The organism is Streptomyces sp. 184 (assembly GCF_045781775.1).
GTDB lineage: Bacteria > Actinomycetota > Actinomycetes > Streptomycetales > Streptomycetaceae > Streptomyces.
Genome location: NZ_CP123230.1, coordinates 2,789,782 through 2,814,667 on the forward strand (window position 1 = coordinate 2,789,782; position 24,886 = coordinate 2,814,667).

General features: G+C 74.7%; 22 protein-coding genes. 16 read left to right on the forward strand and 6 right to left on the reverse strand.

Features of this window, described 5'->3' with window-relative positions:
• Positions 1-80 precede the first annotated feature (80 nt).
• Positions 81-2,789 (reverse strand): beta-N-acetylglucosaminidase domain-containing protein, encoded by a 2,709-nt coding sequence (locus QBL21_RS11915; RefSeq protein WP_407562116.1) that lies wholly within the window; start codon positions 2,787-2,789, stop codon positions 81-83.
• A 236-nt stretch (positions 2,790-3,025) separates the two neighbouring features.
• On the opposite strand from QBL21_RS11915, the gene QBL21_RS11920 reads away from it, so the two are divergent.
• The 3 genes from QBL21_RS11920 (at position 3,026) to QBL21_RS11930 (ending at position 5,740) form a co-directional block, all read left to right on the forward strand.
• The gene (locus tag QBL21_RS11920) at positions 3,026-3,997 is read left to right on the forward strand and encodes a sugar kinase (protein WP_407562117.1); all 972 of its coding nucleotides are present in this window, start codon (positions 3,026-3,028) and stop codon (positions 3,995-3,997) included.
• 76 nt (positions 3,998-4,073) lie between these two features.
• The gene (locus QBL21_RS11925; protein WP_407562118.1) at positions 4,074-4,694 is read left to right on the forward strand and encodes a bifunctional 4-hydroxy-2-oxoglutarate aldolase/2-dehydro-3-deoxy-phosphogluconate aldolase; all 621 of its coding nucleotides are present in this window, start codon (positions 4,074-4,076) and stop codon (positions 4,692-4,694) included.
• Between the two features lie 50 nt (positions 4,695-4,744).
• Positions 4,745-5,740, forward strand: coding sequence for a hypothetical protein (locus QBL21_RS11930; RefSeq protein WP_407562119.1), 996 nt, complete (start codon positions 4,745-4,747; stop codon positions 5,738-5,740).
• 110 nt (positions 5,741-5,850) lie between these two features.
• Here QBL21_RS11930 and QBL21_RS11935 read toward each other — a convergent pair whose 3' ends face one another.
• Positions 5,851-6,858 (reverse strand): Gfo/Idh/MocA family oxidoreductase, encoded by a 1,008-nt coding sequence (locus QBL21_RS11935; RefSeq protein ID WP_407562120.1) that lies wholly within the window; start codon positions 6,856-6,858, stop codon positions 5,851-5,853.
• 98 nt (positions 6,859-6,956) lie between these two features.
• Between QBL21_RS11935 and QBL21_RS11940 the strand changes: the two genes are divergently transcribed.
• The 7 genes from QBL21_RS11940 (at position 6,957) to QBL21_RS11970 (ending at position 13,678) form a co-directional block, all read left to right on the forward strand.
• A complete protein-coding gene (locus tag QBL21_RS11940; protein WP_407562121.1) occupies positions 6,957-7,721 on the forward strand; it encodes a GntR family transcriptional regulator in 765 nt (254 codons plus the stop codon).
• A 166-nt stretch (positions 7,722-7,887) separates the two neighbouring features.
• Entirely contained in the window at positions 7,888-8,889 is a 1,002-nt protein-coding gene (locus QBL21_RS11945) for a sugar ABC transporter substrate-binding protein (protein ID WP_407566395.1), read from the forward strand.
• A 135-nt stretch (positions 8,890-9,024) separates the two neighbouring features.
• Positions 9,025-10,071, forward strand: coding sequence for an ABC transporter permease (locus tag QBL21_RS11950; RefSeq protein WP_407562122.1), 1,047 nt, complete (start codon positions 9,025-9,027; stop codon positions 10,069-10,071).
• Positions 10,068-10,976 carry an ATP-binding cassette domain-containing protein gene (locus QBL21_RS11955; RefSeq protein ID WP_407562123.1) on the forward strand — a complete coding sequence of 303 codons (909 nt, stop codon included), beginning with the start codon at positions 10,068-10,070 and terminating at the stop codon, positions 10,974-10,976. The genes QBL21_RS11950 and QBL21_RS11955 overlap by 4 nt, the downstream gene beginning before the upstream one ends.
• Before the next feature lie 303 nt (positions 10,977-11,279).
• A complete protein-coding gene (locus tag QBL21_RS11960; protein ID WP_407562124.1) occupies positions 11,280-12,404 on the forward strand; it encodes an ROK family glucokinase in 1,125 nt (374 codons plus the stop codon).
• A gap of 65 nt (positions 12,405-12,469) precedes the next feature.
• A complete protein-coding gene (locus tag QBL21_RS11965) occupies positions 12,470-13,012 on the forward strand; it encodes a hypothetical protein (RefSeq protein ID WP_407562125.1) in 543 nt (180 codons plus the stop codon).
• Positions 13,013-13,033: 21 nt separating this feature from the next.
• Positions 13,034-13,678 (forward strand): MBL fold metallo-hydrolase, encoded by a 645-nt coding sequence (locus QBL21_RS11970; protein WP_407562126.1) that lies wholly within the window; start codon positions 13,034-13,036, stop codon positions 13,676-13,678.
• Positions 13,679-13,750: 72 nt separating this feature from the next.
• Here QBL21_RS11970 and QBL21_RS11975 read toward each other — a convergent pair whose 3' ends face one another.
• Positions 13,751-14,899 carry a ScyD/ScyE family protein gene (locus QBL21_RS11975; RefSeq protein WP_407562127.1) on the reverse strand — a complete coding sequence of 383 codons (1,149 nt, stop codon included), beginning with the start codon at positions 14,897-14,899 and terminating at the stop codon, positions 13,751-13,753.
• Positions 14,900-15,033: 134 nt separating this feature from the next.
• On the opposite strand from QBL21_RS11975, the gene QBL21_RS11980 reads away from it, so the two are divergent.
• Positions 15,034-15,831 (forward strand): exodeoxyribonuclease III, encoded by a 798-nt coding sequence (locus QBL21_RS11980; RefSeq protein ID WP_407562128.1) that lies wholly within the window; start codon positions 15,034-15,036, stop codon positions 15,829-15,831.
• A 7-nt stretch (positions 15,832-15,838) separates the two neighbouring features.
• Here QBL21_RS11980 and QBL21_RS11985 read toward each other — a convergent pair whose 3' ends face one another.
• Complete coding sequence (locus QBL21_RS11985) at positions 15,839-17,650, reverse strand: SGNH/GDSL hydrolase family protein (protein WP_407562129.1); 1,812 nt, start codon at positions 17,648-17,650, stop codon at positions 15,839-15,841.
• A 177-nt stretch (positions 17,651-17,827) separates the two neighbouring features.
• Here QBL21_RS11985 and QBL21_RS11990 point away from each other — a divergent pair, with 177 nt between their 5' ends.
• Positions 17,828-18,274, forward strand: coding sequence for a DUF6278 family protein (locus tag QBL21_RS11990; protein ID WP_407562130.1), 447 nt, complete (start codon positions 17,828-17,830; stop codon positions 18,272-18,274).
• Positions 18,275-18,295: 21 nt separating this feature from the next.
• Here the strand turns inward: QBL21_RS11990 and QBL21_RS11995 are convergent, their stop codons facing one another.
• The gene (locus QBL21_RS11995) at positions 18,296-19,042 is read right to left on the reverse strand and encodes a GntR family transcriptional regulator (protein ID WP_407562131.1); all 747 of its coding nucleotides are present in this window, start codon (positions 19,040-19,042) and stop codon (positions 18,296-18,298) included.
• A 134-nt stretch (positions 19,043-19,176) separates the two neighbouring features.
• Positions 19,177-19,920 carry a hypothetical protein gene (locus QBL21_RS12000; RefSeq protein ID WP_407562132.1) on the reverse strand — a complete coding sequence of 248 codons (744 nt, stop codon included), beginning with the start codon at positions 19,918-19,920 and terminating at the stop codon, positions 19,177-19,179.
• A gap of 122 nt (positions 19,921-20,042) precedes the next feature.
• Here QBL21_RS12000 and QBL21_RS12005 point away from each other — a divergent pair, with 122 nt between their 5' ends.
• From QBL21_RS12005 to QBL21_RS12020, 4 genes are all read left to right on the forward strand, one after another.
• Positions 20,043-21,662, forward strand: coding sequence for a hypothetical protein (locus tag QBL21_RS12005; RefSeq protein WP_407562133.1), 1,620 nt, complete (start codon positions 20,043-20,045; stop codon positions 21,660-21,662).
• Positions 21,663-21,782: 120 nt separating this feature from the next.
• Positions 21,783-22,625, forward strand: coding sequence for a nitrilase-related carbon-nitrogen hydrolase (locus QBL21_RS12010; RefSeq protein ID WP_407562134.1), 843 nt, complete (start codon positions 21,783-21,785; stop codon positions 22,623-22,625).
• The gene (locus QBL21_RS12015; RefSeq protein ID WP_407562135.1) at positions 22,622-23,923 is read left to right on the forward strand and encodes an aspartate aminotransferase family protein; all 1,302 of its coding nucleotides are present in this window, start codon (positions 22,622-22,624) and stop codon (positions 23,921-23,923) included. Before QBL21_RS12010 ends, QBL21_RS12015 begins: the two co-directional genes overlap by 4 nt.
• 251 nt (positions 23,924-24,174) lie before the next feature.
• Positions 24,175-24,750, forward strand: coding sequence for a LuxR C-terminal-related transcriptional regulator (locus QBL21_RS12020; protein WP_407562136.1), 576 nt, complete (start codon positions 24,175-24,177; stop codon positions 24,748-24,750).
• Positions 24,751-24,886: the final 136 nt, after the last annotated feature.

The following is a 24,886-nucleotide window of genomic DNA, read 5'->3' on the forward strand; positions in this document are numbered from 1 at the left end:
GCCGCGCCGCCGGCCGCGGTCCCGGGACCGCGACGGCCCGGCGGCGGATCCCGCCGCCGGGCACGCCGCGGGCCCTGCCCTCAGCCGCCGACCACCCCCACGTCCGCGATCTGCGGCGCGGCGCCGCCGCCCGACCAGCGCAGCCGCACCTCGGCCACCGCGCCGCCGGGCACCCGGAGTTCGGTGTACGCGCCGGCGAGCCGGCCCGCCGTGCGCCACGGGCCGTCCGGCTCGTTGCGTACCTGCACGGTCGCGCCCGCGTGCGGCGCGGACTGCGGGCGGAGCACGACAAGCGACGTGGCCGCGCGCGGCTCCGGGTAGCGGATCTCCAGCGCCTCGCCGGCCTCGGGCGCGCGGGCGGCGCGGTAGACGGAGGCGGTGTTGCCGTCCGCGGCGGCGGCCAGGGAGCTGCCCTCGGCGGCCGGCGGGCCGCCGGCCGCCGCCGTGGCGCCGCCGCCGGCGACGTCGAACTCCCGCACCACCAGCCAGTTGCCCTGCGCCGCCGTCGACCTGGCGCGTACGTACCGCGCCTCGGTGCCCTTCGGCGCCGTCGCCTCGACGTCCGGCGTGCCGGAGAACGCGGCCAGCTCCGTCCACGTCTCGCCGTCGGCGGAGTACTCCAGCACCCCCTGCGCGAGGTAGTCGTCCGGGCTGCCGGACTTGGCCATCGCCAGCGAGACGGTGCCGATCTCCCGCTCGCCGTGCAGGTCGACGCCCACCCACGAGCCGGCGCGCGGGGCGCCGTCGCTCCAGAAGAACGTCGAGTCGTCGCCGTCCGTCATCCGGTCCGCGGTGTTGCCCTGGTACGTGCCCAGGTCCGTCGTGCCCTTCGGCCGCGCGGGCAGCCCGAGCGAGCGGTCGTGCGCGGCGGCGGCGTCCGCGACGAACGCGTCGAGCACGCCCTCGCCGACGACGACCGGCACCTCGCGCCCGCCGAGTCCCGTGTAGATGTGGGACTTCGCCCGGTCCACCAGCTCCGGCAGCCGCTGCCGCAGTCGCCAGGCGCGGTCACCGTCGCCGTCGCGGGCGGCCTCGGCCATCCGCAGGGCGGTGCGGGCGGCGGTGCCCCAGTCGCGGGTGGCGTCCAGCCAGGGGCCGGACTCCTCGACGAACGCCCGGTCCGGGAGCCGGTCGCGCAGCACGCCGGGCGCGGCCTCAAGCGCGCCCAGCGCGTCGTCCAGGGCGTCCTCGCCGCCATCGTCCCAGTACGCGGCGACGGCCGCCGACAGCTCCGGCGCCTGCCCCGGGTTGAGCGCCGAGCCGTACGAGGCGTCCGCGAAGGCCCGTAGCGCGGCGGTGGTGCGCCGGTCGCCGCCCGCCAGCTCGGCGAGCGCCCCGGCCCAGGACGTCCGCGGGTCGTAGGCGGCGTCGTTCCAGGCGAAGTCGGCGACCGTGTACAGCGCGATCTTCGACGCGGCGGCCTGGTTCATGGGGTTGGCGGTGATCCCGGCCAGCTCGCCCGGCAGGCCCTTCTCCCGGCCGTTGAACGGGCCGAGCAGCAGCCGCTGCTGCGCGTAGTCGTTGACCGGGTAGTTGTCCCAGGTCAGGATCGGGTGGCCGAAGACCTCGCGGGCGTCGCGCGCCTGCGCGACGGTCATCACGGGCGCGACGACGCCGATGCCCGTCCACTCCACCAGCACGTCCGCGTCCAACTGCTCGGCGAGCGCCTTCTTGTACGGCGACGGGGTGGTGTCGTAGTACTCCGTCGGCACCATCTGGAGGGGTTCGGCGCCGTCGTGGGTGCGGACGAACTCGCGGTTGACGCGGTTGAGCAGATGCGCCTGGGCCGCGCCCGCGGCGCCGCCGCCGGTGCCGAAGCGCTCCTCGTCGGCGGCGCAGTTCCAGTCGGTGTAGCTGATGTCGTCCAGCGGCACGGCGAAGGTCCGCACGCCGATGTCCCACAGGGTCTGGAACTTGTCGTTCAGCGCCTGGACCTCCGCGTCGGAGCTGTAGCAGACGGACAGCCCGGGGGAGAGGGCGTAGGTGAACTCGACGTGGTTCGCACGGGCCCGCTCGACCAGCTCGGCGATGCGGGCGAGTTCGTCCGCCGGGTACGGCTCGCGCCAGCGCTCGCGCAGGTACGGGTCGTCCTTGGGCGAGTAGACGTAGATGTTCATCTTGTGCTCGCCGTAGAACGAGAGCTGGTCCAGGCGCGACGCGTGGGACCAGGGGACGCCGTAGAAGCCCTCGATGGAGCCGCGCCAGCCGGTGCCGGGCCAGTCGCGGACGGCGGTGCCGGCGACGCGGGTGCCGGGGGAGTCGCGGTGGGGGAGGAGCTGGCGCAGGCTCTGGGCGGCGTAGTACGTGCCGGTGGCGTCGGTGCCGGCCAGCACGATGCCGTCGCCGCCGGGGGCGCCGCCGCCGGGCTCGGCGGTGCCGGCGGCCAGGACGTAGCCGTCGGCGGGCAGCCCGGCCGGTCCTTCGACGCCGAGGGCGGCGAGGGCGGCGGCGGAGGCGGGGTTGGCGCCGGGGCCGCCGAGGTAGACGGTGAGCCCGCGGCTCTCGCTCGGGGCGGTCTCGGTGCGACGTACGGCCCGGGCCCCCGCGTCGCGGAGCGCCTTCTCGGCGACGGCGAGCGCGGGCCCGTCGGGCGCGGACCCCGTGACGAGGGTGACGGTGCGGGTCACGGTGACGCTGTCGCCGCGCGCCTCGACGGAGCGCGGGGTGGGGCTGATGTCACCGGGTCCGGCCGGCGGCGGTGGCGCGCCGGCGGCCGGCGGGACGGCGAGAGGGCTGAGCGCCAGGGCCAGGAGTACGGCGCCGACGACGGCCGGGCGGGGGACGGGCATCCGGAACCTCCGGGATCTCGGGGGTGTAGTGCACACGTCACTCAGCGTCGAGCGTCGCCCCGACCCGCCCCGGAGGCAATGGACTTACCCGCGCTCCGCCATGGACTCACGTCCGCCCGCGGCGCCCGCGACGGCCCCGCGGACCGGCCCGTCCTGTGCCCCCCCGCCATACCGGCGCGGGCGCCGATCGGGATAACGTTCGGAACACGAAGGTGCCCACCACCGTGGAGGAACTGATGGCGGAATCCGCACCGGAGGTACTGACCTGCGGCGAGGCCATGCTGCTGATGCTGGCCGAGCCCGGGATGCCGCTGGCGCGCGCCGTGAACTTCCGCCGCTCCATCGGCGGCGCCGAGTCGAACGTGGCCGCCGGGCTCTCCCGGCTCGGCCACCGGGCGCGCTGGTTCGGCCGCGTCGGTGCGGACCCCGCGGGGGAGGCCGTCCTCGCCCAGCTCCGCGCGGACGGCGTGGACGTCTCGTACGCGGACGTCGACCCCTCCGCGCCCACCGGCATGCTGCTCCGCGACAGCCACCCCCAGCGCGCCATCGACGTGCAGTACTACCGCGCCGGCTCCGCCGCCTCCCGCCTCGCCCCCGAGCACATCAGCCCCGAGATCGTCGAGGGCGTGCGGGTGCTGCACGTCTCCGGCATCACGCCGATCCTGTCGCCGTCCGCCGCCGAGGCGACGGCCAAGCTCGTCGAACTCGCCCACGCCGCCGGTGCGCTGGTCTCCTTCGACCCCAACGTCCGCCGCAAGCTCGCCGCACCCGAGCGCTGGGCCGAGGTCGTGGGCCCGCTGCTCGCCGAGGCCGACCTGCTGCTCACCGGCGACGACGAGCTGGAGATGCTGACCGGCGAGCCCGCCGACGACGCCGCCGCCCGGCTGCTGCGCGGGCGTACCGACACCGTCGTGATCAAGCGCGCCGACCACACCGCCACCGCGCTCACCGCCGACGGCACGCGCGTCGACCAGCCGCCGTACGACGTGCTGCTCGCCGACCCCGTCGGCGCCGGCGACGCCTTCGCCACCGGGTTCCTGTCCGCCCGGCTGCGGGACCTGCCGCTGGACCGCGCGCTCGCCGAGGGCGCCTGCGTCGCCGCCCTCGTCATCCAGACCGTGACCGACACCGACGGGCTGCCGACCGCCGCCGCGCGCGACCGCGCGCTCGCCGCCTTCACCGCGGGCGGCGACTCGGTCCACCGCTGAGCCCGCGGGCCCGTACGCGACGTACCGCCGGGGCGCGCACGCCGCGCCGCCCACACAGAACGCCGGAGGAAGCACCGTGTACCGCTGGGAGATCACCCGGGCCGCGCTGGAACAGCGGGTCGTCGCCATCGTCCGCAGCGACACATACGACGGTGCCGCCGCCACCGCCGACTCGCTGCTGTCCGCCGGGATCACCAGCCTGGAGATCTCGCTGACCACCCCCTTCGCGCTGGAGCTGGTCAGCTCGCTGCGCCGCGAGGTCGGCGCGGAGGCGGTCATCGGCGCCGGTACGGTCCTGGACGCCGCCTCGGCGCGGCTGGCCGTCGACGCCGGCGCCCGCTACCTCGTCGCGCCGAACCTCGACGCCGACGTGGTCGCCACCGCGCACCGCTACGGCATCCCGGTCTTCGCCGGCGTCGCCACCCCCACCGAGGTGGTGCGCGCGCTGGAGCTGGGCGTGGACGTGCTGAAGCTCTTCCCGGCCTCGGCGCACGCGCCGGGCTGGGTCAAGGACGTACGGGCCGCGCTGCCGCAGGCCGCGGTGCTGCCCACCGGCGGGATCTCGATCGCCGACGCGCCCGCCTGGATCGCCGCGGGCGCGGTGGGCGTCGGGATGGGCTCGGCGCTCTCCGGCGGCGACCGCGAGGAGGTCGCCAAGCGTGCGGCCGACCTCCTGGCCCGCCTCGCGCCGGCCTGACCACGGCGGCGTACCGCCGGGTCACGGCCGGAGGACAGGGAGGAGCGGCGATGGGCGACCGGGCCAACTACGTGCTGGTGCGCGACGGCGACTGGCACCTGTACTACTCGCACTGGGGCGCCACCGGCCTCGATGTCCACCTGCTCGACGGCCCGGGCGGCGCCGGCCGCTTCATCACCGCCCAGCGCGAGGTGGGGCGGGACGACTGGCTCGACGACGTGTGGTGCGCCGGCGCGGCCCTGGTCGATCTCGACGCGCACGAGCTGCTGTTCTTCACCGGGCACTGCCAGGACTACGTCCACCGGCGGGCGCTGCTCACCGTGCTGGGCAGGACGTGGCCGGGGTGGCGGATCCGCTGGGCGTACGACGGGCTGGAGGACCTGGCGGCGTACGTGGGGGTCGACGCGGACCTGGTGCGCAGCAGCCTGGCGAAGGCGGAGCCGGGGCCGCCGCGGACCTCCGGGCTGCCCGCCGCCGACCCGTGGGACGACTCCGCGCTGGCAGTCACCGTCGCGGACGGCGGGGGCGTCCGCGCGTACGCGATCTGCATCGAGGAGCTGCGCGACCTGCTGGGCCGCGGCCCCGCCGTGGCCGGGCAGGTGCCGCACGACGGGCTGACGGACCGCTGGTACACGGTCCCGGCGGGCGGCCTCCACGTCGACACGGTGCACCGCCGCGTCTGCGCGTGGACCCTGCTGCACCTCCCGGGCGCGGCCGGGGCGAGCGGGCTGCGCCGGTGGCCGGGCTGGGAGTGGACGTTCTGGGCGGACCGGTACGGGGAGCACGAGCGGGCCGCCGCCGGCGCGCTCGGCTTCGACCGCCCCGACCTAGGCCCCGGCGCCGCCCTGCTGGCCGAGCGGCTGGAGCGGCACGGGGAGCGCGACCCGGTCGCCGACTTCACCCGGCTGACCGAGCGGCTGGCGGTGGTCGAGGAGCGCGGCGAGATGCGGGTCTCCGAGTGGACCCGGGCCCATACGCCGACGCCCCCGCTGCCGGAGGAACGCGCCCGGCTGCGCGAGGCCCTGGCGGACCTGGCCGCGGACTGAGCCGAGCGGCACCGGCCCCCGGCCCGGGCCTCGCGCGAACCGGCCCGGCCGCGCCCCGCGCCGGCGACTCCCACGGGCGGCCCGGTGCCGCCCCCCCGCCGCCCACGCCCCTACGGCGCCTCCGCGATCTCCGCCACCCGCACCGGGCGCCGCTCCCGGCGCGACAGCTCGCACGCCTCCACCACGTGCAGCGCCGCCAGCGCCTCCGCCCCGTCGCACGGGTTGGCCAGCTCGCCGCGGACCACCCGGACGAACGCCGCCAGCTCCGCTTCGTACGCCGGCGCGAAGCGCTCCAGGAAGCCCTGCCACGGCTTGCCGCCCTGCGCCGGCGCGCCCGGCTCCACGGAGGTGATCGGCGTCCGCTCGTCCAGCCCCACGGCGATCTGGTCGCGCTCCCCGGCCAGCTCCATCCGCACGTCGTAGCCCGCCGCGTTGACGCGGGTCGCCGTCGCCGTGGCCAGCGTGCCGTCGTCCAGCGTGAGCAGCGCCGTCGCGGTGTCGACGTCGTCCGCCTCGCGGAACATCGCCGGACCCGCGTCCGAGCCCGCCGCGTACACCTCGGTGACCTCCCGCCCGGTCACCCACCGCACGGCGTCGGCGTCGTGGATGACGCAGTCCCGGTACAGCCCGCCGGACAGCGGCAGGTACGCCGCCGGCGGCGGCGCCGGGTCGGAGGTGACGGTCCGTACGGTGTGCAGCCGCCCCAGGCGCCCGCCGCGCACCGCCTCCCGCGCCGCGGCGTACCCCGCGTCGAAGCGGCGCATGAAACCCATCTGGAGCACGATCCCGGCCGCCGCCACCTCGGCCAGCGCGGCCCGGGTGCCCGCCAGGTCGACGGCTATCGGCTTCTCGCAGAACACCGGCAGCCCGGCCCGCGCCGCCGCGCCCAGCAGCTCCGCGTGGGCGGCGGTGGCGGCGGCGATCACCACGGCGTCCACGCCCGCCGACAGCGCCTCGGCGGGCGTGCCGACCGCCTCGGCGCCGGTCAGTGCCGCGACCTCTGCGGCCCGGCGCGGGTCCGCGTCGGTCACGACGAGCGAGGTGACGTCCGGGTGTCGCCGCAGCGCGGCCGCGTGGAAGGCGCCGATTCTGCCGGTGCCGAGGAGTCCGATGCGCATGGCCTCAAAATCTCCCGCGGCCAGCGGCATTGTCAATTGTCAGGACAACCGGACGTGAAGCCTTCCGGTGACCGGGCCCGACCGTTACGCTCCCGTGCGTGACGAAGCGCGGCACAGGTCCCGTCCCCGCCCTCCGGCTCGGTGTGGACCGCAGCAGCCCGGTCCCGCTGTACTTCCAGTTGTCGCAGCAGTTGGAGGCGGCGATCGAGCAGGGGGCGCTGACCCCCGGCAGCCTGCTCGGCAACGAGATCGAGCTGGCGGCCCGGCTCGGCCTGTCCCGCCCCACCGTGCGGCAGGCCATCCAGTCGCTGGTCGACAAGGGGCTGCTGGTGCGCCGCCGGGGCATCGGCACCCAGGTGGTGCACAGCCAGGTCCGCCGCCCGCTCGGCCTGACCAGCCTCTACGACGACCTGGAGGCGGCCGGCCAGCGCCCCGCCACCCGGGTGCTGGCGGTGGCGCAGGTGCAGGCCACCGCGGACGTCGCCGCGGCCCTCGGCGTCGCCGAGGGCACGGAGGTCGTCCGGCTGGACCGGCTGCGGCTGACGCACGGCGAGCCGGTCGCCGTGCTCTGCAACCACCTGCCCGCCGAGTTCGCCGGGCTGCGCGCCGACGAGCTGGAGTCGACCGGCCTGTACCGGGTGCTGCGCCGCGCCGGCGTCGCCCTGCACAGCGCCCGCCAGCGGGTCGGCGCCCGGCCGGCGACGGCGGCGGAGGCCGAGCGGCTGGGCGAGGAGGAGGGCGCGGCGGTGCTGACGATGGAGCGGTTCACGTACGACGACACGGGGCGCGGGGTGGAGTTCGGCTCGCACCTGTACCGGGCCTCGCGCTACAGCTTCGAGTTCCAGTTGCTCGACCGGGGCTGAGCCGGCGGGGGACCCCACGGGGTGACTGGCGGGTAGCCGCGGGTCAGAATGATCGGACAAGGCATTGACTCGGTCCCCGCCCCCGGCTAGAACACCTCCAGCCGCCACGCGGGCGGCCGGGGACGACCTGGGAAGAAAGGCGGGTATCCAGATGGCGCGCAGCCGTATGGCCCGTAGCACGCGTGTGTTCGCGGCGGCGGCGACGACGGCCCTGCTGGCGGTCGCCGCAGCGGGTTGCAGCGACTCCGGCGGCAAGGACGCCGAGGAGAAGGACGGCGGCGGGGGCGGCGGCGGAGGCGTGAACACGCCGCGCATGGAGATAGCGATGGTGACCCACTCCGCGCCCGGCGACACCTTCTGGGACATCGTCCAGAGCGGGTCCGAGCAGGCCGCCGCCAAGGACAACGTCGAGTTCCTCTACGCCAACAGCGAGAAGGACGACGAGCAGGCCCGGCTGGTCCAGACGTTCGTCGACAAGAAGGTCGACGGGATCGTCGTCACGCTCGCCAAGCCGGAGGCGATGAAGAGCGCGGTGCAGGCCGCCGTGGACGCCGGCATCCCGGTGGTGACGATCAACTCCGGCGCGGAGTTCTCCAAGGAGTACGGGGCCCTGAGCCACATCGGCCAGGAGGAGTCGGTCGCCGGCGAGGCGGTCGGCGAGGAGCTGAACGAGCGCGGTCGCAAGAAGGCCGTCTGCGTCATCCACGAGCAGGGCAACGTCGGCCTGGAGCAGCGCTGCGCCGGCGTGAAGAAGACCTTCTCGGGCTCGGTGCAGAACCTGACCGTGGACGGCGCGAGCAAGCCCGGGGTGCTCTCGGGGATCCAGGCGAAGCTGGAGGCGGACGGCAGTATCGACTCGGTCGTCACGCTCAACGCCGACGTCGCCGCCTCGGCCGTGGAGGCCAAGGACGCCGCCGGCAGCGAGGCCGAGGTCGCGACCTTCGACCTGAACGCGGCCGTGGCGGCGTCGCTGGAGAACAAGCAGCTCAGCTTCGCCGTGGACCAGCAGCCCTACCTCCAGGGCTATCTGGCGGTGGACGAGCTGTGGCTGTACGAGACGAACGGCAACGTCATCGGCGGCGGCCAGACCGTGCTGACGGGGCCGGCCATCGTCACCGAGGAGGACGCCCCCGACCTGAAGAAGTACACGGAGCGCGGCACCCGCTGAGACCGCGGTACGCCCCCGCCCGGCGACGTGCCGCCGGGCGGGGGCGGCCGTGGCCGGCCGGATCCGAGCAAGGAGTGCCATGAGCAGGCGCAGCCCGCGCAGACAGCCACCGACCAGGACGAAGCGGGGAACCCGATGACCACCACCTTCCCGGCGGACGCGAAGGCGCCGGACGAACGCCTGCTGCACGCCTCCCCGCTGCACCGGCTCCTCGGCCGGCCCGAGCTGGGCTCGGTGATCGGCGCCGTCGCCGTCTTCCTCTTCTTCGCCCTCATCGCGGACAGCTTCCTGTCCAGCCTCGACACCGTGCTGTACGCCGCCTCCACCATCGGCATCATGGCGGTGCCGGTGGCGCTGCTGATGATCGGCGGCGAGTTCGACCTGTCCGCGGGCGTGCTGGTCACCTCCGCGGCGCTGACGTCGACGCTCTTCGCGTACGAGATGACCGCCAACGTCTGGGTGGGCGTCTTCGTCTCCCTGGTGGTCACCCTCGCCATCGGCTTCTTCAACGGCTTCATGCTGATCCGCACCGGGCTGCCCAGCTTCATCATCACGCTGGGCACGTACCTGATGCTGTGGGGCGCCAACATCGGCCTCACCAAGAGGATCCAGGGCACGGTCTCCACGAAGTCCATCTCGGACATGCAGGGCTTCGAGTCGGCGCGGGTGCTCTTCGCCTCGTCCCTCGACCTCGGCTCGTTCAAGCTGCGGGTGACGATCCTGTGGTGGATCGGGCTGGTGGCGCTGGCCACCTGGGTCCTGCTGCGCACCCGCTGGGGCAACTGGATCTTCGCGGTCGGCGGCGGCAAGGAGGCGGCCCGCGCGGTCGGCGTCCCGGTGCACCGCACCAAGATCGGCCTCTACCTCGGCGTCGCGGTGGCGGCCTGGATCTCCGGGCAGCACCTGCTGTTCTCGTTCTCCGGCGTCGTGCAGTCCGCGGAGGGCCGCGGGCTGGAGCTGCACTACATCGCCGCGGCCGTGATCGGCGGCTGCCTGCTGACCGGCGGCTACGGCTCGGCGATCGGCGCCGCGATCGGCGCGCTGATCTTCGGCATGGCCAAGCAGGGCATCGTCTACGCGCAGTGGGACTCGGACTGGTTCTGGTTCTTCCTCGGCGCGATGCTGCTGCTGGCCACGATCCTCAACTCCTGGGTACGCAAGCGCGCGGAGGCGGCCAGATGACCAAGGCCACGGACGACACGGGCACGGACGGCACGGGTCCGGACGACACGGGCACGGACGGCACGGCCGCCGGCGGCGGGGGCGCGGACGGCCGGCCGCTGGTGGAACTGGCGGACGTCAGCAAGTACTACGGCAACATCCGCGCGCTCGAAGGCGTCTCCCTCCAGGTGCACGCCGGCGAGATCACCTGCGTGCTCGGCGACAACGGCGCCGGCAAGTCCACCCTCATCAAGATCATCTCGGGGCTGCACCGGCACGACTCCGGCAGCTTCCGCATCGAGGGCCGCGACTCCCGCCTGTCGAACCCGCGCGAGGCGCTGGACCAGGGCATCGCCACGGTCTACCAGGACCTCGCCGTGGTGCCGCTGATGCCCGTGTGGCGCAACTTCTTCCTCGGCTCCGAGCCGACGCTCGGCCGCGGTCCGCTGCGCCGCCTGGACGTGCCGAAGATGCGCGCCACCACCCACGCCGAGCTGCTGCGCATGGGCATCGACCTGCGCGACGTCGACCAGCCCATCGGCACCCTGTCCGGCGGCGAGCGGCAGTCGGTGGCGATCGCGCGGGCGATCTACTTCGGTGCCAAGGTGCTGGTCCTGGACGAGCCGACCGCGGCGCTGGGCGTCAAGCAGTCCGGCGTGGTGCTGAAGTACGTCGCCGCCGCCCGCGACCACGGCCTCGGCGTCGTGCTGATCACCCACAACCCGCACCACGCCTACCTCGTGGGCGACCGGTTCATCCTGCTCAAGCGCGGCGTCATGGCCGGCAGCCACGCCCGCGAGGACATCACGCTGGACGAGCTGACCCGGCAGATGGCCGGCGGCAGCGAGCTGGAGCAGCTCAGCCACGAGTTGCGGCGGGACCCGGGGAACGGTGAGCCGGCCGGCCAGGTCCGCAAGGCGAAGTGACACCGGGGGTTCGTCGTTCACGCCGTGCGGCCACCCGGCTACGCTGCCGTCGTGCGGCAGGCCGTACGGCCGCGGCCCGCTCCGTCACGGTCTGCACCCGACCGCCGTGCGGCACCGGGTTCTCGTAAGGCAGAATCGGCCACGTCAGCGATACCCGACAGGGGAGAGGACGCCCCCCTTGCGCGAACGTGCACGCAGTGAGCACCTCCCTGCCCCGCAGCGGTCTGGCCGGGCGCACCGCCACGCCCTGCGAGGGCTCGGGGGCGGCGGCTCTCGGGATGCCTCCGCGGACGGGGGAAGCCGGTGAACCCCGCCGCGCCGCAGCAGGCGCCCCGCGGCACCGCCCGCGCGACGGTGCTGCGCAGCGTGAGCCACCGCGAGCGGCGCTCGCACCTGACCGCGCCCCGGGTGCCGACCGTCGGCATCGACATCGGCGGCACCAAGGTCGCCGCCGGCGTGGTCGACGCCGACGGGCACATCCTGGAGCGCGCGACCACCGAGACGCCCGACAAGTCCAAGAGCCCCAAGGTCGTCGAGGACGTGATCGTCGAGCTGGTCCTCGACCTCTCCGAGCGCCACGACGTGCACGCCGTCGGCATCGGCGCCGCCGGCTGGATCGATGCCGACCGCAGCCGGGTGCTCTTCGCCCCGCACCTGTCCTGGCGCAACGAGCCCCTGCGCGACGCGGTCTCCGAGCGGCTCCGGGTCCCCGTGATGGTCGACAACGACGCCAACGCCGCCGCCTGGGCGGAGTGGCGCTTCGGCGCCGGGCGCGGCGAGGACTACCTCGTCATGATCACCCTGGGCACCGGCATCGGCGGCGCCATCCTGGAGGACGGCCAGGTCAAGCGCGGCAAGTACGGGGTCGCCGGCGAGTTCGGCCACATGCAGGTGGTGCCCGGCGGGCACCGCTGCCCGTGCGGCAACCGCGGCTGCTGGGAGCAGTACAGCTCCGGCAACGCCCTGGTCCGCGAGGCCCGCGAGCTGGCCGCGGCCGAGTCCCCGGTCGCGTACGGGATCATCGAACGCGTCAAGGGCAACGTCGGCGACATCACGGGCCCGCTCATCACCGAGCTGGCCCGCGAGGGCGACGCGATGTGCATAGAGCTGCTCCAGGACATCGGTCAGTGGCTCGGCGTCGGCATCGCCAACCTCGCCGCCGCCCTCGACCCCTCCTGCTTCGTCATCGGCGGCGGCGTCAGCGCCGCCGACGACCTGCTCATCAGGCCCGCCCAGGACGCCTTCGCCCGCAGCCTCACCGGCCGCGGCTACCGGCCCGAGGCCCGCATAGTACGAGCCCGCCTCGGCAACGACGCCGGGCTGGTCGGCGCCGCGGACCTGGCCCGGCTGGTGGCCCGCAGGTTCCGCCGGACCAACCGCCGGCGCGTCGAGCGCTACGAGCGGTTCGCGCAGGTGGTCGGCAAGTGACCCTCCAGGACTCCGGCGAGCGCCCCGTGCGCCGGCACGATCCCGATCCCGCCCACAATGGGCACATGCCCCAACGCCCCCCGCGCCGCGTGGCCCGCTCCTGGAAGGCGTACCTCGCGATCGCCCTGCTCGTCGGCATCCCGCTGGTCTACGGCTGGATCTCCACCCAGCAGAGCCGCGAGAGCGGCCGCGACAAGGCCGAGCGCGCCGCCTTCACCGACATGGAGCCCGGCTGGCCGCCGCGCCTGCTGCGCCGCATCTACCAGGTGCCCGTCCCCGGCGGCGCCGGGTACATCCGCTACTACGAGCAGAACGCGCTGCACGACAGCGCCCTGTACGTCGACTTCGTCGCCCCGCAGGAGTCGGTGGACGAGTACCTGGAGACGACGTTCTCGCGTACGGACGTACGGCCCCTGCCCCGGCTGCGGGACGGCTTCAACCCCATCACCCCCGCGCAGGCGGACGCCGTCGGCTGGGACTTCACCGAGGGGGACTGGTCGGGGCTGAAGCTCAAGCAGCCCGGCGAGCGCCCGGACGTGTCCATCGTCGTCAACACGGCGGACCCCGAGAACCTCGTGGTGCGTACCGTGTCCACGACGGCGTACTGACGAGGAGTTGTCACCCGCATCATGGAATTGACGAAGAAGGGCCACTCCTGCGTCCGGCTCGCCAAGGACGGCGCGGTGCTCGTCGTCGACCCCGGCGGGTTCAGCGAGGAGGACGCCGCGGTCGGCGCGGACGTCCTGCTCGTCACGCACGAGCACCCCGACCACTTCGACGAGGGCCGGCTGCGCGCCGCGCTCGACGCCAACCCCGCGGCAGAGCTGTGGACCCTGCGCAGCGTGGCGGAGCAGCTCTCCGCGGCGTACCCCGGGCGGGTGCACACCGTCGGCGAGGGCGACGCGGTCACCGCCGCCGGCTTCGAGGTCGAGGTGCACGGCCAACTGCACGCCGTCATCCACCCGGACATCCCGCGGATCACCAACGTCGGCTACGTCGTGGACGGCGCCGTCTTCCACCCGGGCGACGCGCTGACCGTGCCGGAGGGGGACGTCGAGACGCTGCTCCTGCCGGTGATGGCGCCGTGGAACAAGCTCTCCGAGGTCATCGACTACGTCCGCGAGGTCGCCCCGCGGCGCGCGGTCGACGTCCACGACGCGCTGCTCTCCGACATCGCACCGACGCTCTACGGCCGCATGCTGGGCCCGAACGGCCCGGGCGTCGGCGGCGCGGAGCACGTCCGTCTGGAGCGCGGCGCGAGCCTCACGCTGTAGAACGCGCCCCGCGCCCCGCGCGCCGGGGGCGACCGCGGCCGGGGCGGGCCACCCGGCCCCGGCCGCCGCCCGTCAGCGGGTGATCTTCAGCAGCTCGCCGTCGGTGCCGACGGTGTTGTTGGTGACGTACAGCTCGTCGTCCGGGCCGACGGCCAGGCCGTTCGACATCATCAGCCGGTCGCCGGTGGCGATCTCGGTGACCTCGCCGCTGTCCGCGTCCACCTCGTGCAGCGCGCCCGGCTCCGGTACGCCGTCCTCGCCGAAGCCGGTCGTCAGCGACAGCGCGACCAGGTCGCCCGAGGAGTCCAGACCCAGGTCGCTCACCGCGGTCAGACCCTCGGCGAGGACGTGCGGGCGGTGGCCCGGCTCGATCTTCCAGATCCGTGCCGCGCCCGGCCGCAGCCCGCCCATGTCGGAGACGTAGACGGTGCCGTCGGGCGCGCGGACCACGCCGCCGGGCACGGCCTCGGTGCGCTCGCCGCCGACCGTGCTGTCGGGGAAGACCGCCTCGGTGGTGACCTCGCCGGAGCGGGAGACGCCGAGCAGGTCGTTGCCCGCGGAGTCGGTCACCAGATAGCCGCGGCCGGTCTCGGCCAGGCGGGAGGCGTTGCTCTGCACGGAGGTCGGCTCGGCCTCCGTGGGCTCGTGGCCGAGCACCCAGTCGGGGTCCATGCGCGTCTCGTACGCCACGAGGTCGCCGTACGTGCGGCCGGGCGTCCCGTGCAGGGTGCCCAGCCGGGCGGCGTCCCGTCCCAGTTCGTCGCGGAACGTCACGTCCGTGCCGCCGCCGTTGAGTACGACGTAGCCGAACGTGCCGCGGGTCACGTCCACCGGTCCGGTGACGACGGTCTGCCGGGTGTCGTCCATGGTCACCGCGGCGGACGGCAGCCCGGTGACGACCCGGCCCCGCCGCTCGCCCTTGACCCGGTACACCGCCCCGGTCTTCCCCACGCACGGGGTGCCGCCGCCGGGCTCGCAGCCGGGCCGGCCCTCGCCGGACTCGGCGACCAGCACCGTGCCGGACGGGTCGGCGTCGACGCCGCGCGGGTTCTTCAGCCCGGTGGCCACGGTCCTGATCCGGACCTCGGCCTCCCGGGACTCGCCCGTGCCGGCCGGCAGGGCGGACGCCCCGCCGATGAACCCGGTGACCAGGGCGGATATGCCGCCCATCAGCCCGGTGGTCCGGGTTGCCCTCTTCAGTTTCGTCGTCGTGCTCGGCATTTCTCTCCTTGCGCGAAGGTTCTGACCGGCGCCCGCGGGAGCGTCGCCCAAGTGTTCCAAGCCGTACGCTCCGGTGTGCGGGGAACGGCGCGATCTCCGGGGCCGGTGTCAGAGGTGCGGGGTAGGTTGTCGGCATGGCTGTGCGCATCGCTACGTGGAACGTCAACGGCATCAATCCCCGGCTGCCCCGCATCCTCCAGTGGCTGGAGGAGACCGCGCCCGACGTGGTGTGTTTCCAGGAGCTGAAGTGCACGGCGGAGGCGTTCCCGGCCGCCGCCCTGGAGGGCCTGGGGTACGAGGCGGCGATCCGAGCCGACGGCCGGTGGAACGGGGTGGCGGTCGTCTCCAGGGCGGGCCTCGCCGACGTCACCGAGGACCTGCCGGACCAGCCGCAGTACGAGGGCGTGACCGAGCCCCGGGCACTGGGTGCGACGTGCGGCCCGGTGCGCGTCTGGTCGCTGTACGTGCCGAACGGCCGCGACGTCGGGCACGACCACTACGCGTACAAGCTGCGCTGGCTGGAGGCGCTGCGCGCGATGGCCGCCGAAGAGGCCCCGGGCGGGCGCCCCTTCGCCCTCCTCGGCGACTACAACGTGGCGCCCAAGGACGAGGACGTCTGGGACATCTCCCTCTTCGACGGGCACACGCACGTCAGCGAGGCCGAGCGCGCGGCGGTCGTCGAACTCCAGAAGTCCGCAGGGCTCACCGAGACCTACCCGCGCGCGCTGAAGTACGACATCCCGTTCACCTTCTGGGACTACCGCCAGCTCGGCTTCCAGAAGAACAAGGGCATGCGCATCGACCATGTCTACGGGAACGCTCCGTTCACCGCCGCCGTCAAGGACTCCTACGTCGACCGGGAGGCGCGGCGGCCGGGCAAGGACAAGAACCCGTCCGACCACGCCCCCGTCGTCGTCGACCTCGACCTCTGACCGGGCGCTACCGGCGCGGCACGAGCACGCCCAGGTCGATGGAGCCGGCCGCCGCCCTCAGGCCCGCGGGCCCGGGGTGGAGGTGGTCGCCGCTGTCGTACGCGGGCAGCAGCCGCTGCGGGCGCTGCGGGTCGCGCAGGACGGCGTCGAAGTCGAGCAGCGCGTCGAACTCGGCGTTTGGCCCGCCCGCGTTGGCGCGGAGGTAGTCGTTGACCGCGGTGCGCCGGGCGTCGACCGCGGGGGTGCAGTCGCCGTAGCCCTCGCACGGCGCGATGGTCGCGGCCACCACGCGCAGCCCCCGGGCCCCGGCCCGGTCGGAGAGGGCGCGCAGCCCGGCGATCACCTCCTCCGAGGTGGTGCCTGCGCGGACGTCGTTGATGCCCTCGAAGACCACGACGGTGCGGGCCGAGGTCTGCGCCAGCACGTCGCGCTCCAGCCGGTGCTGGGCGCTGACGCCGCCGACGTCGCTGCTCACGCCGTCGCCCTTGTACCGGTCGGTGACGATGCGGTTGGCGGAGATGCCGTGGTTGAGGACGCCGTAGCGGGGCACGTCGTCCTGCGCGCGCAGCCGGTCGGAGAGCACGTCGGGCCAGCGCTGGTTCGTCCCCGTGCCGGAGCTGTGCCCGTCGGTGATGGAGTCGCCGAGGGCGACGACCGAGCCGGGGCCGCCGCGCACGTCGATGCCGGTGAGGAACGGCCAGGTGCCGAGGGTGCCGGTGAAGGCGCCGGCGCCGGTGTCCGCGGCGCGGTCACCGCTGCCGTCGGCGCTCATGTACGAGGTCTGCATGGCCAGGGCGTGCACCGGCGCGGCGCTGACGGTCTCCGGCAGATGGATGCTGACCAGCAGGTTCGACCCGGGCGGCACGGTGAAGCGGGCCGGGTCGCTGACCGCCTGGGCGCCGGCGGCGACCGTGGTGCCGGTCCTGCCGCCGAACGTCAGCGGCACCGGCCGGCCGGCGGTGGCGGCGCCCTCGCCCTGCACCGCGACGGTCGCGTTGCCGATCCGCACCGGGGAGGCGGCGAAGGTGTTGGCCAGCCGCACGCGGGTGCGGTCGCCGCCGGCGCCGGCGTGCACCACGAGCCGCAGCGTCCGGTCGGTCCACGGGCCCACGGCGGTGTAGCCGGAGGTGCTGGCGGCCCAGCTCCCGGTCCAGCCGGTGGCTTCCGGCCGTATCGATGCGGCGAAGACGTGGAGGTCGGAGGCGGGGCCCGGGTCGTCGGGCAGGGTGAGCGAGGCGATCCGCTTGCCGCGGGTGACGGGCACGGTCACCGCGTACAGCCGGGTGGCCTCGGCCCGCGGCCCTTCGGGGGTGTTCAGCCGCGGCAGCGCCAGCGCCTTGGTGGTGAGCGGCCCGGCGCGCCAGTCCGGCGCGGTCAGGCGGTACGGGCTGGAGCTGCCGTCCGTGTACCGCACGGTGCCGGTGCCGAAGACGCCGGTGCCCGGGCCGGCGGGCGAGGAGCCGGCGACGAGCAGGGAGACGGCGTTGCCCCTGCCGCGCAGCGCGACGGACTGTCCGTCGGCGACGACGTTGTCGGGTGCGCCGCGGCCGTAGCGCGGCAGCCGCAGCCCGGCCGCGTCGATGTCCAGGGTGCGCCCCGGCGTCCAGCCGGCGGCGGCCAGGTCCCGGGCGGAGAAGGAGCTGCCGGCGCCGTCGAAGTCCGCGGCGCCGGGGTCGGCGTCGTCGCTGACGGCGGTATTGTCGAAGAGCTTCGCCAACGGCTGCGGCCCGCTGGGCCGTTCGGCGGCTTGGGCCGCCACCGGTGCGGCGGTGGCGGCGAGTGCGAGCAGGGTGGCGGTGGTGACGAGGCGAATCCGCAAGGTGGCCCTCCGGGTCCCGGTTCGGCGTCTCGACATGACCAGTTATCTCAGGGGGGCGCAATGAAGCTAAAGAGACACGAGTGAACGGTCAAGACGGCGTTCCGGGAAACACCTGGTGAGGGAATCGGATCCGCGCGCCTGTGGTGCTGCCGCCTGCCCGGATGCGAGGGTGGGGGCATGAACATCTCCTTCCTCGACAACTGGCGCAGACGGCACGGCTCCGTGCGCGAGCCGCGGACGTCGGGCGTGACCACGCCGGTCGACCAGGAGGGCGTCACCGAGCTGCTCGGCGAATGCGAACTGCTGCGCGTCCAGGCGGAGTCCACCGGCGTCGAGCTGGACGACACCCCGCGGTCGCTGGAGGAGCTGGACCAACTGCTGCCGCGCTGGCGCGACGACCCGGAGTTCACGCCCTGGCTGGGCAGCGACGCGGGGCTGTACCTGGGCACGGTGATCGTGCGGACGGTCGCGGGCGCTCAGTGGGTGATCGACTCGGAGGACGGTGCGCCGGTGGTGCGGCTGTCCTCGGGGCAGGAGATGGACGTGCTGGAGATCGGCGCGGAGTGGGCGGCGAACGGCGCGCCGGAGCTGTCCCAGATGTACAACGAGGTCGCGGAGGACTGACGCCGGCGCCGGGGCGGCCCGTCAGCCGGTGAACGCGATGTCGTACTCCAGCCGCCAGCGGTCGGCCCGTACGACCGCCTCGGAGGTCTCCACCGCCCGGCCGTGCTCGTCGTAGTGCGTGCGCTCCACCGTCGTCACGCACTGCCCCGGCGCGCAGCCCAGCGCCTCCGCCTCCGCCGTCGTCGCCGACCGGGAGCCGACCAGCTCCGCGGCCCGGACCACGCGGATCCCGATCGCCGCGAACCGCCCGCGCACGCCGCGGCGGGCGTACGGGCCGCGCTCGGGGAAGACGACGTCCGTGCCGTCGGTGAGCGCCAGCGGCTCCCAGCTCACGGCCAACTGCACCGGCTTGCGGTCGGCCAGGTACTCGTACTGCGTGCACATCACCCGGTCGCCCGCCGGGATGCCGAGCCGCCCGGCCACCTCCCGCGACGCGGGCGCGGGCGCGGAGACCGCCTCCCAGGCCAGCGGTACGCCGCCGGGCACGAGCCGGGCGGCGAAGGGGGAGTCGACCGCGCCCGTGCTGCGCAGCAGGCTGCCCACGGGGGTGCGGTCGGCGACGAACACGCCGCGGCCGAACTGCCCCTGGGCGTAGCCGGCGGCCTTCAGCACCCGCACCGCCCGGTCCACGGTCTGGTCGCTCGCCGCGTACGCGCGCTTGAGCTGGGAGCGCGACGGGATCTGCGCCCCCACGGTCAGGTCCCCGCCGTCGATCCGCTCGCGCAGATCGTCGGCGATGCGCTGGTACACCGGCCTGGCGTCGCCCATTTCCGGGGGCTCCTCTCCCGCAACTCGCCCGACAGGCTAGGTACTCAGGGAGCGAATGCGTACCTAGGTCGGGGACGCCGCCGCGGCGCCCGCCCGGGCGCGCGCTCCGGCCGCGCGGGCGCGGCGGGGCAAGGTCACGACTTGCCCTGCTTGCCCGCCGGCTGGGCGAGCGGGGTCTGCGCCTGCTTGGTCACGTCCCCGACGAGTTCCACCACATCGGGTCCGTACGACTGCGAGTTGACGACCTTCAGCAGCAGCACGAAGGTGTTCGTGCCGTACTTGCGGTTCAGCCGGCTCTCGTTCTTCACCAGGTAGCGCATCGCCGCCTGGTTGGTGATGGAGCGCTGGCCGCAGGAGATGAACACCGGCCTGGCCTCCTGGCCGGCGGAGAGCCGGGCGAGGAGGACGTGCTCGCTGACCCCGCTGTCCAGCCGGTAGCGCTCCGTGCCCACGGCGAACGCGCCGCGGTCGGGGCCCGGCTCGGGGTCGGTGTTGATCCGTACGCCCGGCAGCAGCGACTGCATGTGCGCGGCCATGCGGCGGTTGGATATCGGGGTGCCGACGCAGAACTCGGTGCGGTCGCCGAACGTCTGCTGCGCCGTGTCCTGCGCGACGACCTGCGCGTGCGCCCCGCACGACTTGATCACCGCGGACAGCTCCAGCAGGGCGAGCGCGTCGTGCTTGGCCACGCTCCAGTCCCCGCCGCCGGCGTCCCGGTTCACCACTACCAGGGCCTCCGAGTTGCTCGGCAGCCCGAAGAAGCGCTCCCGGCGCCGCTGGCGGCGCCCGGCGAGGGCGCCGCGTACGTACCACCCGAGCGCGGCGCCGACCACCAGGCCGGCGGCGGCCGAGACGAGGACGAGGATCGGTTCGCTCATGACCGGGCATGCTAGCGGTCGTCCGTATCGTTGTTCGAGGTTGCCGCGCATCGGGTTCCGGTTACCGCGACCGCAAAGCCCCCGTAGCACGGGCGAAATAATGCGGGTGTCGAATGCCCGCCGTGGCGGAACAGGCGCTGCCGCCGGAGATGGCGGAATTCGCACGATTCTTACGGCAGATCACCGGATGGCTGGACGAAGAGTCCGGCTGGTACGGAGTCTTCCGGCGCGGTGACCCCGACGGGCTACGGGCCTGCCTGGACGGCTCCGCTTTGCCTCCCTGGGACGTCGTGGAGTCGCTCCTGCACGACCTGGCAGAGCACGGCGGCCGGCGCGCGGCGGACGCGGCGCTGCCGCGTGCCCGCGCCCTGCACGGTGCCGCCGTCGCCGCCCACGACGCCCGCCGCCCCGACCGCGCCGCACTGACCGCGGTGCTCCGCGCCCGGCTCGCGGAGCACCGCACCGCGGAAGCCGGCGCCGAGCGGCTGCGCGACCGGCTGGCGGCGGAGCGGGACCCCTGGGCGGCGGAGCGGTTGGAGCAGGAGCTGGCCTGGGCGCGCGACGACGCCGCCCGCGCGTCGGCCCGCGGCGCGGAGCTGCGCCGCCGGATCGAGGCGCTGCCGGCGGAGGGGAAGGCGCCCACGCCGCCGCCCCCCGCGGCGCTCCGGGGCGCGCGTTTCGCGGGCGCCGCGCCGGCGCCGCCGCCGGTGCTGCCCGCCGTGGGCGGTGCGCCCGTGGGCGGTGCGTCCGGGGCCGCCGCGTCCGAGGGCGGCGGGTACGAGGGCGGCGGGTACGAGGGCGGCGGGTACGAGAGCGGTGGGTACGGCGGCGGCCCGCCGCTCGCCGCCGGGGACGGCACCGGGCATGCAGTCGGCCCTGCGGGGTCCGCCGGGTCCACCGCTTCGCCCGGGTCCGCCGGTGCGCGGTCCGGTTCCCGCGACGCCGACTCCGCCGCCGATGCCGGCGTGCCGCCGGTCCCCGCGGCCCCGGAGCCCCGCGGCGCCCGCTTCCCGCGCGCCGGCGACGCGGCCGGCCCGCCCGGGTCCGGTGCCCGGGAGGGCGCCGACGAGTCGGCCGGCATGCCGGCGCCCCGGGGCGCCCGGTTCGCCGGGGCCGGTTCCGCTTCCGGGGGTGGCTCGCGGAGCGGCCGGCGGCGCAGGGACGCCGCGGTGGCCGACCGCGCCGCCGCCCGGCGGGACGCCGAGCGCCGGGTCGCCGGGGAGGCCGCCGCCACCGTGGCCGCGCTGCGCGACGCGGGCCGCACCGGCGAGATGTACGCCCGGCTCAGCGCCGCTGCCGCAGGCCCGCCCGAGGCGCTGCCCGCCCTCGCCGCGGAGCTGGAGCGGACCGCCGGCACCGCCGAGGTGTCGACCCTGCTGTGGGAGGCCGCCGCGCTGCCTCCCGAGCGGCTGACCGGGGCCGCGGACGCGTTCGCCGCCGCCGGCCGTACCCGCGAGGCGTTGCAGCTCGTCCGGCATGCCGCCGCCCGGCCCGTACCCGAGCTGGCCGCGATACTCTCCGCTCTCGACCGGGCCGGCCGCCACCGGGAGTCGGAGGAGCTGCTCGACGCCTTCGCCGCCGCCCGCGGCACCGACGAGGCCGTCGCGCTGGCGTCGGCCGACCCGGGCCGGCTGGTGCCGCTGCTGCTGCGGGCCGCCCGCCGCGGCTCCCCCCAGCGCTACCGCGGGCTCGCCCACGCGCTGCGGTCCGCGGGCCTGCCCGGCGCGCCCGATTCGGCCTGATCCGGGCCGCCGCCGTTCGGTGCGCCGCTCTTGCCAGCGCTCCGGCGGCGACCTACGTTCAGACATCTGCCCCGGCTTCTACGTGCGTAGAGCCTCCGGCGTCCCGTCTGAGGAGCAGCCATGGCCAACGTTGTACGCGCCGCACTCGTCCAGGCGACGTGGACCGGCGACACCGAGTCGATGATCGCGAAGCACGAGGAACACGCGAGAGCCGCCGCCGCCCGCGGCGCGCAGATCATCGGCTTCCAGGAGGTCTTCAACGCCCCCTACTTCTGCCAGGTGCAGGAGCCCGAGCACTACCGCTGGGCCGAGCCCGTACCGGACGGGCCCACCGTCGTGCGCATGCAGGCCCTCGCCCGCGAGACCGGCATGGTCGTGGTCGTTCCCGTCTTCGAGGTCGAGCAGGAGGGCTTCTACTACAACACCGCCGTCGTCATCGACCCGGACGGCACGGTGCTCGGCAAGTACCGCAAGCACCACATCCCGCAGGTCAAGGGCTTCTGGGAGAAGTACTACTTCAAGCCGGGCAACGCCGGCTGGCCGGTCTTCGACACCGCCGTCGGCAGGGTCGGCGTCTACATCTGCTACGACCGGCACTTCCCCGAGGGCTGGCGCGCCCTCGGCCTCGGCGGCGCCCAGCTCGTCTACAACCCCTCGGCCACCTCCCGCGGCCTCTCGGCGTACCTGTGGCAACTGGAGCAGCCCGCGGCGGCCGTGGCGAACGAGTACTTCATCGCCGCCATCAACCGCGTCGGCGTCGAGGAGTACGGCGACAACGACTTCTACGGCACGAGCTACTTCGTCGACCCGCGCGGCCAGTTCGTCGGCGACGTCGCGAGCGACAAGGAGGAGGAGCTGGTGGTGCGCGACCTCGACTTCGACATGATCGAGGAGGTCCGCCAGCAGTGGGCCTTCTACCGGGACCGCCGCCCGGACGCGTACGAGGACCTGGTGCAGCCGTGAACGCGGGGAACGCCGGCGGCGTACACCGCGACCTGCTCGCCCGGCACCGGGCCGTCCTGCCCGACTGGGTCGCGCTCTACTACGCCGAGCCCATCGAGATCACCCACGGCGAGGGCCGGCACGTCTGGGACGCCGAGGGCAACCGCTACCTCGACTTCTTCGGCGGCATCCTCACCACCATGACCGCCCATGCCCTGCCCGAGGTCACCAAGGCCGTCGCCGAGCAGGCCGGCCGCATCCTGCACACCTCCACCCTCTACCTCAACCGCCCGATGGTGGAGCTGGCCGAGCGCATCGCGCACCTGTCGGGCATCCCCGACGCGCGGGTGTTCTTCACCACCTCCGGCACCGAGGCCAACGACACGGCGCTGCTGCTGGCGAGCACGTACCGCGGCTCCAACCAGGTGCTGGCCATGCGCAACAGCTACCACGGCCGCTCCTTCACCGCGGTCGGCATCACCGGCAACCGCTCCTGGTCGCCCACCAGCCTCTCCCCGCTCCAGACGCTCTACGTCCACGGCGGCATCCGCGGCAGCGGCCCCTTCGCCCACCTCGACGACGCCGCGTTCATCGACGCCTGCGTCGCCGACCTGCGCGACATGCTCTCCCAGACCCGCGGCGTCGCCGCCCTCATCGCCGAGCCCATCCAGGGCGTCGGCGGCTTCACCTCCCCGCCCGACGGCCTGTACGCCGCGTTCCGCGAGGTGCTCGCCGAGGAGGGCATCCTGTGGATCACCGACGAGGTGCAGTCCGGCTGGGGCCGTACCGGCGACCACTTCTGGGGCTGGCAGGCGCACGCCGGCAACGGCCCGCCGGACATGCTCACCTTCGCCAAGGGGATCGGCAACGGCGCCTCCGTCGGCGGCGTCGTCGCCCGCGCCGAGATCATGAACTGTCTGGACGCCAACTCCCTGTCCACGTTCGGCGGCAGCCCGGTCACCATGGCCGCGGGCCTGGCCAACCTCGGGTATCTCCTGGAGCACGACCTCCAGGGCAACGCCCGCCGCGTCGGCGGTCTGCTCATCGAGCGGCTGCGGGCCGCCACGGCGGGCCTCGCCTCGGTGCGCGAGGTACGCGGCCGGGGCCTGATGATCGGCATCGAGCTGGCCACGCCGGGGCACGCGGCGGCGGTGCTGGAGCACGCCCGCGCGGGCGGGCTGCTCGTCGGCCGCGGCAAGTTCGGCGAGACGCTGCGCGTCGCGCCGCCGCTGTCGCTGACCGTCGCGGAGGCGGAGGAGGGCGCGGCCGTTCTCGAACGCGCCCTGCACGCCGCCGACGCGGAGGCCGGCGGCGGCTGACGCGGAGTTCGCAGGCACGAGGGCCGGCCGCGCGCGAGGAGCGCGCGGCCGGCCCTCTGCGTTCACCGCGCCGACGAACTGTCAAGGGCCCGGACGGGGGCGTGCGGGTGGCAGACGCGCCGGGTTGTGCGCCCCGCTCGCACCACAATGTCCGGAACTACGCGCGCAAACCGGAGCCGTCCCCGTGTATTCATAAGCGACCGACCGTGACCCCGTCGGCCTCGTTTTCCGGGTGACGAGGGGGGAGATCCGTGATCCGCGTGCTTCTGGTACACGAGACGAAGCTGATCAGATCGGCGTTAGCCGCCTTGCTGGGGGGAGAACAGGATTTCGACGTACTGACGATGTCGGGGCGCCACGAGCGAAGACCGGAGGACGACTGGCAGGCGCAGGTGTGTGTGGTGGACGGCGACGGCGAGTGGCCCGGGCTGCTGGGCACCTCCGCGGAAAGGCTGGTGATCCTCACCGAAGCGGGCCGGCCGGGGCTGCTGCGGCGGGCCTCGCAGGCCGATGTGCGGGGCTTCGTCAGCAAGGACTCCTCGCCGGAGCGGCTCATCGCCGGCATACGGCGGGTGGCGACGGGCGAGCGTTACGTCGACGAGGCCCTGGCCTGCGACTTCCTACGGGCCGCGGACATGCCGCTGACCCGCAGGGAGTTGACGGTGCTGGCCGCGGCGGCGGAGGGGGCCCCGGTCGCGGAGATCGCGGCGGCCCTGCACCTGGCCGGCGGCACGGTCCGCAACTACCTGGCCGCGGTGATCCGCAAGACGGGCGCGCGCAACCGGGTCGACGCCATCCGCATCGCGGACAGCGCGGGCTGGCTCTGACCGCCCTCCCGTCCGCCCGGGCCACGGCCCGGGCGGACGGGTGCGCGCCGGGCGGGCGCCCGGTGGACGGGTGTGCGGCGGACGTGCGTGCGGCGGGCGGTGGGCCGGGCGCTGACGCCGCCGCGGGCGGAGGGCC

What these genes read in the sequence shown, in the direction of transcription:
- QBL21_RS11915 (WP_407562116.1), bottom strand. Translation starts at nt 2,789, where the DNA reads ATGCCCGTCCCCCGCCCGGCCGTCGTCGGCGCCGTACTCCTGGCCCTG.
- QBL21_RS11920 (WP_407562117.1), top strand. Translation starts at nt 3,026, where the DNA reads ATGGCGGAATCCGCACCGGAGGTACTGACCTGCGGCGAGGCCATGCTG.
- QBL21_RS11930 (WP_407562119.1), top strand. Translation starts at nt 4,745, where the DNA reads ATGGGCGACCGGGCCAACTACGTGCTGGTGCGCGACGGCGACTGGCAC.
- QBL21_RS11935 (WP_407562120.1), bottom strand. Translation starts at nt 6,858, where the DNA reads ATGCGCATCGGACTCCTCGGCACCGGCAGAATCGGCGCCTTCCACGCG.
- QBL21_RS11945 (WP_407566395.1), top strand. Translation starts at nt 7,888, where the DNA reads ATGGCCCGTAGCACGCGTGTGTTCGCGGCGGCGGCGACGACGGCCCTG.
- QBL21_RS11950 (WP_407562122.1), top strand. Translation starts at nt 9,025, where the DNA reads ATGACCACCACCTTCCCGGCGGACGCGAAGGCGCCGGACGAACGCCTG.
- QBL21_RS11955 (WP_407562123.1), top strand. Translation starts at nt 10,068, where the DNA reads ATGACCAAGGCCACGGACGACACGGGCACGGACGGCACGGGTCCGGAC.
- QBL21_RS11965 (WP_407562125.1), top strand. Translation starts at nt 12,470, where the DNA reads ATGCCCCAACGCCCCCCGCGCCGCGTGGCCCGCTCCTGGAAGGCGTAC.
- QBL21_RS11970 (WP_407562126.1), top strand. Translation starts at nt 13,034, where the DNA reads ATGGAATTGACGAAGAAGGGCCACTCCTGCGTCCGGCTCGCCAAGGAC.
- QBL21_RS11975 (WP_407562127.1), bottom strand. Translation starts at nt 14,899, where the DNA reads ATGCCGAGCACGACGACGAAACTGAAGAGGGCAACCCGGACCACCGGG.
- QBL21_RS11980 (WP_407562128.1), top strand. Translation starts at nt 15,034, where the DNA reads ATGGCTGTGCGCATCGCTACGTGGAACGTCAACGGCATCAATCCCCGG.
- QBL21_RS11990 (WP_407562130.1), top strand. Translation starts at nt 17,828, where the DNA reads ATGAACATCTCCTTCCTCGACAACTGGCGCAGACGGCACGGCTCCGTG.
- QBL21_RS11995 (WP_407562131.1), bottom strand. Translation starts at nt 19,042, where the DNA reads ATGGGCGACGCCAGGCCGGTGTACCAGCGCATCGCCGACGATCTGCGC.
- QBL21_RS12000 (WP_407562132.1), bottom strand. Translation starts at nt 19,920, where the DNA reads ATGAGCGAACCGATCCTCGTCCTCGTCTCGGCCGCCGCCGGCCTGGTG.
- QBL21_RS12010 (WP_407562134.1), top strand. Translation starts at nt 21,783, where the DNA reads ATGGCCAACGTTGTACGCGCCGCACTCGTCCAGGCGACGTGGACCGGC.